Source organism: Telmatospirillum siberiense (genome assembly GCF_002845745.1).
GTDB lineage: Bacteria > Pseudomonadota > Alphaproteobacteria > Rhodospirillales > Magnetospirillaceae > Telmatospirillum > Telmatospirillum siberiense.
In genome coordinates this window covers 21,474-31,489 of record NZ_PIUM01000048.1, presented here as the reverse complement: position 1 = coordinate 31,489, position 10,016 = coordinate 21,474, and the positions used below count along the sequence as shown (strand labels likewise).

9 protein-coding genes are annotated in these 10,016 nt (G+C 63.8%); 3 read left to right on the top strand and 6 right to left on the bottom strand.

What is annotated here, in order from left to right; translation table 11 throughout:
- Positions 1–894: HAMP domain-containing protein (locus tag CWS72_RS25705; RefSeq protein ID WP_158240823.1), on the bottom strand; the 894-nt coding region annotated here is incomplete at its 3' end.
- Positions 895–1,147: 253 nt separating this feature from the next.
- Between CWS72_RS25705 and ilvA the strand changes: the two genes are divergently transcribed.
- Complete coding sequence (gene ilvA / locus CWS72_RS25700; RefSeq protein WP_101253523.1) at positions 1,148–2,701, top strand: threonine ammonia-lyase, biosynthetic; 1,554 nt, start codon at positions 1,148–1,150, stop codon at positions 2,699–2,701.
- Positions 2,702–2,759: 58 nt separating this feature from the next.
- On the opposite strand, the gene CWS72_RS25695 is transcribed toward ilvA, so the two are convergent.
- On the bottom strand, positions 2,760–5,126 hold the full coding sequence (locus tag CWS72_RS25695; RefSeq protein ID WP_101253522.1) for a 1-deoxy-D-xylulose-5-phosphate synthase N-terminal domain-containing protein: 2,367 nt from the start codon (positions 5,124–5,126) through the stop codon (positions 2,760–2,762).
- A 130-nt stretch (positions 5,127–5,256) separates the two neighbouring features.
- Between CWS72_RS25695 and CWS72_RS25690 the strand changes: the two genes are divergently transcribed.
- Positions 5,257–5,739: an Lrp/AsnC family transcriptional regulator gene (locus CWS72_RS25690; protein ID WP_101253521.1), complete on the top strand. Its 483-nt coding sequence runs from the start codon at positions 5,257–5,259 to the stop codon at positions 5,737–5,739.
- A 207-nt stretch (positions 5,740–5,946) separates the two neighbouring features.
- Here the strand turns inward: CWS72_RS25690 and CWS72_RS25685 are convergent, their stop codons facing one another.
- A complete protein-coding gene (locus CWS72_RS25685) occupies positions 5,947–7,164 on the bottom strand; it encodes a polyhydroxyalkanoate depolymerase (protein ID WP_101253520.1) in 1,218 nt (405 codons plus the stop codon).
- Positions 7,165–7,332: 168 nt separating this feature from the next.
- Here CWS72_RS25685 and CWS72_RS25680 point away from each other — a divergent pair, with 168 nt between their 5' ends.
- Entirely contained in the window at positions 7,333–7,989 is a 657-nt protein-coding gene (locus CWS72_RS25680; protein ID WP_101253525.1) for a glutathione S-transferase family protein, read from the top strand.
- Positions 7,990–8,001: 12 nt separating this feature from the next.
- On the opposite strand, the gene CWS72_RS25675 is transcribed toward CWS72_RS25680, so the two are convergent.
- The 3 genes from CWS72_RS25675 to CWS72_RS25665 all read right to left on the bottom strand — a co-directional run bounded on the left by CWS72_RS25675 (position 8,002) and on the right by CWS72_RS25665 (position 9,925).
- Positions 8,002–8,676 (bottom strand): DUF1345 domain-containing protein, encoded by a 675-nt coding sequence (locus CWS72_RS25675; RefSeq protein WP_199175997.1) that lies wholly within the window; start codon positions 8,674–8,676, stop codon positions 8,002–8,004.
- 113 nt (positions 8,677–8,789) lie between these two features.
- Entirely contained in the window at positions 8,790–9,053 is a 264-nt protein-coding gene (locus tag CWS72_RS25670) for a hypothetical protein (RefSeq protein ID WP_101253519.1), read from the bottom strand.
- Positions 9,054–9,142: 89 nt separating this feature from the next.
- Positions 9,143–9,925, bottom strand: coding sequence for a PleD family two-component system response regulator (locus CWS72_RS25665; protein ID WP_146002887.1), 783 nt, complete (start codon positions 9,923–9,925; stop codon positions 9,143–9,145).
- Between the last annotated feature and the right edge of the window lie 91 nt (positions 9,926–10,016).

The following is a 10,016-nucleotide window of genomic DNA, read 5'->3' as shown; positions in this document are numbered from 1 at the left end:
GATGGCCGAGACCGCCCCGTCGAACTCCCGCGTCATCGCCTCGATCTTCCGGGCCCGCTGCTCGCGCTCCTGCCGGTCGCGCTCCTGCTGGGCCGCCGCCTCGTCCGCCCGCATCATGCCCTCCTTGAACACCTGGACGGCCTTCGCCATCACCCCCACCTCGTCACGCCGGCTCGCGCCATGAATTTCGACCGTATAGTCGCGATCGGCCAAGCGGCCCATCACCTCGCCCATCGCCACGATCGGCTTCGAGAGGTAACGGCGGCTGGCGAAATTGGCCAGCAGCAATACCAGCGCCAGACCGGTACAGACGAAGAGGTAGGTGGCCCGGATCGTCGACGTGGTTTGCGCCGTCGCCTCGGACGACACCTGCTCCAGATTGCCGAGGGTCCCTTCGACGAGACTATTCACCGAGGTTCTCAAGGTGGTGAGTACCGGAATGAAGCGCTCGCTCATCATGAGATTGGCCGCGTCGTTGTCATTGGCCAACGCCCTTTCCCGGACATCCTGCATCGCCTTGACGAGGGCATCGAAGGTCTTGGCCATCTCATCGATTTCAGCAGCCCGTCGCGGCAGGAGAATCTTCGCGCCCCCGGCGAATTCCCGGAATTTTTCGGTGGTCGCGGTGATTTCCCGATCGATCGTCCGCATCTTTTCCTGATCGGACTCGGCGATCATCATATACATCAGCCGACCGGTATCGAGCAGCCGCGTGTTCAAGCGCCCCACCAGCACGACCCCCTTGGCGTCCTTGGTCAGCAAGGCGGAATAGAGATCATCGATACGCTGCATCCGGGAGGCCGTGAATACCACCGTCGCCAGGATGAACAGCCCCAGAAGCCCGAGCAGCATCATGATTTTGGTGGCAATTTTCCGATCTTCGAAAAACGACATGACATCCCCCATCTCACCGGGTCCCCGCGTTCTGCGGCAAGTATCCAGCATAGCCTTCTGCCTAACCTAAGATTGATTTAATTAATGAAAAATATCAACAAATCGATCCTTTCTTCCGACGCGGCTCCTTCCACGGCGGCGTCTAGCCAAACCCGCCGTTGCGAGTGTTCCCATCCCCCCCTAATCTGAAAACTTCGGTGCCTTCGAAAAAACGAACGGCGCCCCGAATCCCCCTCACTCAAAGGGCCAAGGTATGAGCAGTACGCGGAAAGACGTCGCCGATACGCTGGACTATATGCGCCGGATCCTGACCTCGCGGGTCTATGACGTCGCCATTGAAAGTCCCCTGGATCCCCTGCCGCGACTGTCCGAACGCCTTGGCCGGACGGCATTGCTGAAACGCGAGGACCTGCAACCGGTATTTTCCTTCAAGCTGCGCGGCGCCTACAACAAAATGGCCGGCCTCGGCGCCGAGGCCCTGGAACGCGGCGTCATCTGCGCCTCGGCGGGCAATCATGCGCAAGGGGTGGCGCTGGCCGCCCAGAAGCTGGGAACGAAGGCCTGGGTCGTGATGCCGCGCACGACGCCCGCGATCAAGGTCCAAGCCGTGAAGCGGCGCGGCGCCCGCGTCGTTCTGCATGGCGATTCCTTCGACGAGGCGAGCGCCCACGCCCGCCAGATCGAGGCCGAGAAGGGCCTGACCTTCATCCACCCTTACGACGACGCGGAGGTGATCGCCGGCCAGGGCACCATCGGGCTGGAAATCCTGCGCCAGCATCCCGGTCCGATCGAGGCGGTGTTCGTGCAGATCGGCGGCGGCGGATTGGCGGCCGGCGTCGCCACCTGCGTCAAGTTCCTGCGCCCCGAGATCAAGGTGATCGGGGTCGAGCCGGAAGACGCCGCCTCGATGGCGAAGGCCATCGCCGACGGGGGCCGGACGGTGCTCGATCAGGTCGGCCTGTTCGCCGACGGCGTCGCCGTCCGTCAGGCCGGGGAGGAAACCTTCCGCCTGTGCCGCGACCGGTTGGACGACGTCCTGATCGTCGATACCGATGAGATCTGCGCCGCGGTCAAGGACATCTTCGATGATACCCGGGCCATCGCCGAGCCGGCCGGGGCGCTAGGCCTTGCCGGCCTGAAACGCTACGCCGCCGCCAATCCCACGCCGGCCGGCGCGTTGCTGGCCATCAACAGCGGCGCGAACATGAATTTCGACCGTCTGCGCCATATCGCCGAACGGGCGGAAATCGGCGAAAAGCGGGAAGCGCTGTTCGCCGTGACCATCGATGAACGGCCGGGAAGCTACCGCCGCTTCGTCCAGGCCCTGGGCCGGCGCTCGGTCACGGAATTCAACTACCGCTATTCCGACCCGTCGCTCGCCCGCATCTTCGTCGGCATCGAACTGAGCGAGGGTGTCCAGGAGAAGCAGGCCCTGCTCGCCCATTTGCGAGATCAGGTCCATACCGTCGTCGACATGAGCGACAACGAGATGGCCAAGGTCCATGTCCGCTATATGGTGGGCGGCCGGGTCACGGGATTGGCCGACGAACTGGTCTACCGCTTCCAGTTCCCCGAGCGCCCCGGCGCCCTGATCAAGTTCCTGACCGACATGGCGCCCGACTGGAACATCTCGATGTTCCATTACCGCAACCACGGCGCCGACTATGGCCGGGTGCTGGCCGGCATTCAGGTGCCTCCCGCCGAGAGGGAGAAATTCCAACGCTATCTTGACCGTCTCGCCTATCCCTATTGGGAGGAGACGGGCAATCCGGCCTATCGCTTCTTTCTCGACGGCGCCGGCGAATAGGCGGGACCCCGCAGAAGACGCCGGCTCATCGCCACGCCCATCCCTCCCCCGACCACCGTCAGTCCCGGCCGGCCCGATCCCGCAAGGCCACCGCGCAGGCCTCTATGATGGCGCCGGAATCGATGCCGTAGGCCCGGTAGAGATCGGGAATATCCCCCGATTGGCCGAACCGGTCGACACCCAGGGCGCGGCTGGAAAAGCCGCCGATGCTGGCCATCCAGGACAAGGTCGCCGGATGACCGTCGAGCACGGTGATCAGGGCCGCGCCGCGCGGCACGGCCTCGAACAGACGCTCGGCATGGGAGCGGCCGGGAGAGCCCAGCAGGCGCGAGACCTGCCATTGGCTGTGCAGTCGATCGGGCGAGGTCACCGCCAGCAGGGCCGCCCCGGGGATTTCCTCGCGCACCGTCTCGAACGCCTCCCGGGCCTCCGGCGCGACGACGCCGGCATAGGCGATCACCAATTGGCAATCGGCGCCCGGCGGCACCACCCAATAGGCCCCCTCGATCACCTGGCGGGCCTGGGCGGCATCCATCTCGCGCTCAGGCTGGACGAGGGCCCGCGTCGACAGGCGCAGATAGATCGAAGCGCCGTCCGGTTGCTGCATATGCTCGAACCCCCAGCGCATGATCGCCGCCAGTTCGTCGGCGTAGGCCGGTTCGAAATAGATCAGCCCCGGCTGGCCCATGCCGATCAAGGGCGTCGAGATGGATTGATGGGCGCCGCCCTCCGGCGCCAGGCTGATGCCCGACGGCGTGCCCACCAGCATGAAGCGGGCATCCTGGTAGCAGGCATAATTCAGGGCGTCGAGACCACGCGCGATGAAGGGATCGTAGAGCGTGCCGACGGGCAGAAGGCGCGCCCCGAACAACGGCGCCGACAGGCCGAGCGCGGCCAGGAGAAGAAACAGATTGTTCTCGGCGATACCCAGCTCGATATGCTGCCCGGCCGGCGACATCGCCCATTTCTGCGCCGAGACCACCTGAAGATCGCGAAAGACGTCGGGACGCTGGGCGCGATCGAACAGCCCCCGCCTGTTGACCCAGCCGCCCAGATTGGTCGAAACGGTCACATCGGGCGAGGTGGTCACGATGGCGCGGGCCAAGCCATCGTCGCCACGAGCCAGCTCGGCGAGAATCCGGCCGAAGGCCTCCTGCGTAGACATGTTGGCGGCCGGTTCGATCCGCAAGGACGGAGGAACCGGAACCGGCGGCGGCGGCGGCACCGCGGCCGGGCGCCGGCGGACGGGGCCGGCCTCGGCGATGAAGGCCCGCAGGCGCTCTTCGGCGTCCGGATGACAACAGAACGGATCCCATTCGCGGCCGTCGGCAATGCCGAGGCTGGCCTTGTAGGCCTCCATCTGGTCGGGGCTGAGCAGCCCCGCGTGATTGTCCTTATGGCCGGCGATGGGCAGCCCGTAGCCTTTGACCGTGTAGGCGAGGAAAGCCACCGGCCGGTCATGATCGATGGAGCGGAAAGCATCGAGAATGCCTTCGAGGTCATGTCCGCCCAGATTGGTCATCAGGCGGGCCAGGGCGGGATCGTCATGCTCGGCCAACAACGCCTCGATCCCCGGCAAATGCCCGAGATCGCGGGTCAGAGCCTCGCGCCAGCCGGCCCCTCCCTTGTAGGTGAGCGCCGAATAGAGCGCATTGGGACAGGCATCGATCCACTGGCGCAGGGACTGGCCGTCGGGCCGGGCGAAGGCCGCCTCCAGGCGCTTGCCATATTTCAGGGTGACGACCTGCCATCCCATGGATTCGAACAACGAGACGATCCGCCCCTGCAGTCGGTCGGACACGACGGCGTCGAGACTTTGCCGATTATAATCGACGATCCACCAGACGTTGCGGACGTCATGCTTCCAGCCTTCCAGCAGGGCTTCGTAAATGTTGCCCTCGTCCAGCTCGGCGTCGCCGACCAGGGCGATCATCCGGCCGGGCCGCGCGCCCTTCGGCGCCAGCCCCTTCATGAACACGTAATCCTGAACCAGACTGGCGAACACGGTGGCGGCGACGCCGAGACCGACGGAGCCGGTGGAAAAATCGATATCGACGGCGTCCTTGGTGCGCGATGGATAGGACTGGGCGCCGCCCAGCCCGCGGAAATTCTCCAATTGCTCACGCGATTCGCGGCCCTGCAGATATTCGATGGCATGCAGAACGGGACTGGCGTGCGGTTTGACGGCGATCCGGTCCTCGGGACGCAGCACACCGAAATAAAGCGCCGTCAGCAGCGCCGTCGACGAGGAACAGGACGCCAGATGGCCGCCGACCTTGAGGCCGTCGCGCTTGCGCCGCAGATGGTTGGCGTTGTGGATCATCCAAGACGACAGCCATCGCACCTGATCCTCCAGCGCGGCCAGGCATTCGACCTCCTGGGAAAGAGGGTCGGGACTCTGGGAAATCGCACGGACGTCGGCCATGGAAACCACCTTCGTTGGATCAAGTCCGTCATTTTACGGTGCATGGGGATGGCACGTCCTTGCGTTATCCCCCCGATGAAGGGAAGATCACGCAATAACTTTCCGTAGCGTCAGACAGTCTTGGTGATTCATGCCAAAGCGTCCCCTGGATACCATCGACTATCGCATTCTGGCCGCCCTGCAGGAGGACGGCCGGATGTCCAACCTCGATCTTGCCGACAAGGTGGGCCTGTCGCCGTCGCCCTGTTCGCGGCGGGTGCATCTTCTGGAAACGGACGGCTTCATCCGGCGCTATGTGGCCCTGCTCGATCCGGCGACCATCGATCTGCCGGTTCACGTCTTCGTCAACATCACCCTCGAAAAACAGGTGGAGGCCAGCCTGGAAACCTTCGAGCGCACGGTGCTCGAACGCCCCGAAGTCCTGGAATGCTACCTGATGACCGGCAGTTTCGATTATCTGCTGCGGGTCGTCGTCTCCGACCTCGCCGCCTATGAAAGGTTCGTTCTCGACCATCTGACCCGCATTCCCGGCGTCGCCAGCATCAAATCGAGCTTCGCCCTGAAGCAGGTGCAATACCGGACCGCCCTGCCGCTGGGGCATCTGGCGGAATGACGGGCGGAGGGAAGAGGTACTGAACCACCAAGGCACCAAGACACCAAGGTGACTTTAGCGCCGCAGGCATTAGACTCTACCGGCATCGCTTGAGCGATGGACAAGGGGACGAAAGCCTGCGGCGCGTTCCGCCCCCTTGGTGCCTTGGTGCCTTGGTGGTTTTCTTTCTTGTCTATGCCGTCCCCGCCACGCGCATGGACATGACCGTCAGTTCGTCGCCAGGATCAGGTTGCGGACGATGGGATAGATCTGGCCTTCCCAGCGCTTCCCGTTGAACACGCCATAGTGGCCGACGCCGGCCTGCAGATGATGGCGCCTCATATAAGGCTTCAGGCCGGTACAGAGATCGTGCGCCGCCGCCGTCTGGCCCACGGCGCAGATATCGTCCTTCTCGCCCTCGACGGTCAGCAGCGCCGTGCGCCGGATGAGGCCGGGATCGACCGCGCGCCCGCGATAGGTCAGCTCCCCTTTGGCCAGACGGGCCTCCTGGAAGACGATCCGCACGGTTTCCAGATAGAAATCCGCCGAAAGATCGAGGACGGCGAAATATTCGTCGTAGAACGCCTTGATGGCTTCCGCCCGGTCGGTCTCGCCCTTGACCAGATGGTCGTAGAGATCGCGATGCGCCTTCAGATGCCTGCCGACGTTCATCGAAATGAAGGCGAGAAGTTGGATGAAGCCGGGATAGACCCTGCGGCCGGCGCCGCGATGCGGCCATGGCACCGTGGCGATCAACTTGCGCTCGAACCATTCGATGGGCTTGCTGGTGGCCAGTTCGTTGACCTTGGTCGGATTGACCCGGACGTCGATCGGCCCCGCCATCAGGGTCATGCTGGCGGGCTGGGCGGGATGATGGTCGGCGGCCATCACCGCGACGGCGGCCAGCACCTGGACACAGGGCTGACAGACGGCCAGCACATGGGCGCCCGGCCCCAGAACCTCGAGAAAATGGATGACATGCTCGACATAATCGTCGAAGCCGAAAGACCCGTGATCGACCGAGACGTCGCGGGCGTTGCTCCAGTCGGTGACATAGACGTCGTGGTCGGGCAGCATCGTGCGGATCGTCCCGCGCAACAGGGTGGCGAAATGCCCGGACAGCGGGGCCACCACGAGAAGCCGTGGCTGCGGCACCCCCTCCTCGGCCTTGCGGAAATGACGCAAGGTGCAGAAAGGCGTCACCGCGGCACTTTCCTCGACGACCGCCACGTCGCGCTCGCCGATGCGGACCGTGTCGATACCATAAGCCGGCTGTTGATGGCTGAGACCGGCGCGCGATATCAGCTCCCAGGCGGCGACCAGATGGGACCAGGTGAACCCGCCGGAGGTTTCACGAATCGGATCGCTGCCGGAACGGACAGCCGCAGCCATGGCGCGCAACGGCGCCATGAGATTGGACTGCATCTGATAAGCCAGATAAAGCATGCCCGCCTCCACCACGTCTCCCCCTGGCTGGAAAGGGTAGTGAAAATTTTGCTGCAATGCGAGATAATCATTTCAATCTGCAAGTGACGGACGCGCGGCGCCGACGGGGGCGCACCTTCGCGCCACGGTCATTTTCCGACGGAAAATCTTTTGGGGAAGGATTTCGTCATGCCGGCAGCCGTTCTGACCATTTCCAGCAAAAACTATTCATCCTGGTCGCTCCGCGGGTGGCTGCTTTGCAAGATGGCCGGCCTGGAGGTCGAGGAACGCATCGTGCCGATCGACGATGCCGCGGTCCGCGCCGAGTTGCTGCTGCTGTCCCCGTCCTTCCTGGTGCCCTGCCTGGAACATGACGGGGCGAAAATCTGGGACACGCTGTCCATCGCGGAATATTTGAGCGAATGGAACCCGGCCGCGGGATTGCTGCCCGGGGAAAGGGTGGCCCGGGCCCACTGCCGCTCGGTCTCCGGCGAAATGCATTCCGGATTTTACAATCTGCGCTCGGCCCTGCCGATGACGCTGAAGGCCAGACATCCCGGCTTCAAGGTTTTCACCGGCGCCCTGCCGGACATCGCGCGCATCACCTCGATCTGGCGGGACTGTCTGGCCACCTACGGCGGGCCTTATCTCTTCGGCTCCTCGATGACCATGGCGGACGCCATGTACGCCCCCGTCTGCACCCGTTTTCGCACCTATGACGTGACGCTCGATTCCGCCTCGCAGGCCTATTGCCGCGCCATCCTGAAATGGCCCGCCCTGGTCGCCTGGACCAAGGCGGCGAAGGCCGAACCCGACGATTTCGACGAACTCGACGTCGAGTTTTGAGAAGACCGGCCCCTAAAGCAGGCCGGCGGCGATGTTGATGCTGAGCGCCAGGATCACCGTGTTGAAGAAGAAGGCGAGCACCCCCTGGGCCAGGCAAAGCCGGCGGATGCTCCGGCCCCGGATCTGCACGTCCGAGGTCTGGCCGGTCATGCCGACGACGAAGGAGAAATAGAGGAAATCCCAATAGTCTGGATGCTCGGTCGCCGGGAAATCCAGTCCTCCGGCCCGGTCCACCGTGTTGGGATCGCCATCTCCGTCGCCGTAGAAGGCGTGGGCGTAATGCAGGGCGAACATGGTGTGGGTGACCAGCCACGAACAGACGATGGTGCCCGCCGCCAGACCGAGATGCGCCAGTTGCCCGTCGCCGGGCAGATCCTTCATGCCGTGCAGTTCGACGGCGATGACGGCGAGGCTGAAGATGGCGGCCCCGACGGTGAGCAGCAGGATGGTCCAGCGCCCCTCGTCCTGCATGCGGGCCCGCAGGCGCATGCGTTCCGGCGTGGCGCGGCTCATCATCGTCCAACTGAGCGCCAGAAACACCGCCCCGCCGAGATCGAGGGAAAGGATGGCCCGGGTCGATCGCCGCAGATCGACCGGCAGGATGAACCAGAGGATCACCGCCAGGGCGACGGCGATCAGCAGGCGCGGACGGACGCGCAATTGATGCAGGGCGGAACCGATCCCCAAAACGCACCTCCGGTAAAGATTAATACCAAGTCTCGATGAGGATGACTCATCGAGACTTGGCTGGCCCGTTAAGGGCTCGGTGATCGGTTCCGATCACCGAGAGTTGGTATAAGTCAGTGCGGCGGATCCAATGACTCGACGCTGACCGCGCTACGGCTGGGCGCGGCGGCGGGCGGCGGCGGCGGTGAGTCATCACGCGGCGCCGCGGCCGCCTCCGGCGCGGCCGCAGGTTCGGCTTGAGCGGCTTCCGTTTTTTTCTGGCCGCTTTGTTGCGCCAGTTTCACCACATGGGCGATACCGTCACCCACGATGCACCCCGAAAGGGAGAGCGACAGGCCGGTGAAGAGAAGGATGAGAGAAACAAGGCGTCCAATCATGGGATATCAGCCGCAAGCCTTTTCCAGGAACCCCTTGGTCCTTATCACATCCCCCCCTCTCGCCGCCAAACGAATTCGGATCGTTCGCCTCAGGTGATCTTGAAACGCGCCAGGGCGTTGGCCAGATCCTCGCCGAATGCGCTGCCCTTGCGGATCACCGCCGCGCTGGGCGGCAGTTCGGCCAGCGAGGGATGTCCGGCGGCGTAACTGGTCAGCAGGGCCACCGGCGTATGGGTGGTCGCGGCGATGCCGTTAAGCGCCCGGATGAGATCGATGCCGGAAGCCTCGTCGAGCACGGCGGAGCAGATGATGAAATCGGGCTGGGTACGGACCGCCAGTTCAAGGCCACGGAAGAAATGCCCGGCGTTGGACACCCGGTAGCCGCAAGCGGCCAGTTCCCGCTCGACGTAATGGCTGGTGGCCCGGTCGGGAATCACCATCAGCATTTCGATGTTCATCTTCTTCGCCGCCTCGACCACGTCGAAATCGACGATCCGGCGGGAGGGCAGCTGGCGCACCAGTTCGCTGGAATGTTCGGTGCTGGCGTTGCGGTCGAGCAATTTGCGCAAAACGTCGATGTAGGACTGCACGTCGACGACGTTGGCGCGTTCCAACTCCTGGGAATCGGACAGATATTCCGAAGCGCGGTGGGTGACGATGCTCATCGTCGCCTTATCCAGGCTTTGACTTCTCGATTCGAGCGAACGGAAGGCCTTGCGCAAAGTGATCATCGCCCGGACCGCATCGACCAGCCCGGATTCGAAGTTCCCCAACATCACCTCGAGACCGGCCAGCACATCGCGGGTCTCGTCGATGAACTCCGATTCGATCTCCTGCTCAAGTTGATCCAGCATACTAGACTTTTCGACCATAGCGTCCCCCTTCTCGCAGAGCGCATACCTTGGTCCGAAGCCCCCCCGCCTGACAAGAGACTTTTTCGGATCTAGAAAAACGTCAGCACTT

Coding starts and splice junctions, on each gene's coding strand:
- ilvA (WP_101253523.1), top strand. CDS start 1,148: ATGAGCAGTACGCGGAAAGACGTCGCCGATACGCTGGACTATATGCGC.
- CWS72_RS25695 (WP_101253522.1), bottom strand. CDS start 5,126: ATGGCCGACGTCCGTGCGATTTCCCAGAGTCCCGACCCTCTTTCCCAG.
- CWS72_RS25690 (WP_101253521.1), top strand. CDS start 5,257: ATGCCAAAGCGTCCCCTGGATACCATCGACTATCGCATTCTGGCCGCC.
- CWS72_RS25685 (WP_101253520.1), bottom strand. CDS start 7,164: ATGCTTTATCTGGCTTATCAGATGCAGTCCAATCTCATGGCGCCGTTG.
- CWS72_RS25680 (WP_101253525.1), top strand. CDS start 7,333: ATGCCGGCAGCCGTTCTGACCATTTCCAGCAAAAACTATTCATCCTGG.
- CWS72_RS25670 (WP_101253519.1), bottom strand. CDS start 9,053: ATGATTGGACGCCTTGTTTCTCTCATCCTTCTCTTCACCGGCCTGTCG.
- CWS72_RS25665 (WP_146002887.1), bottom strand. CDS start 9,925: ATGGTCGAAAAGTCTAGTATGCTGGATCAACTTGAGCAGGAGATCGAA.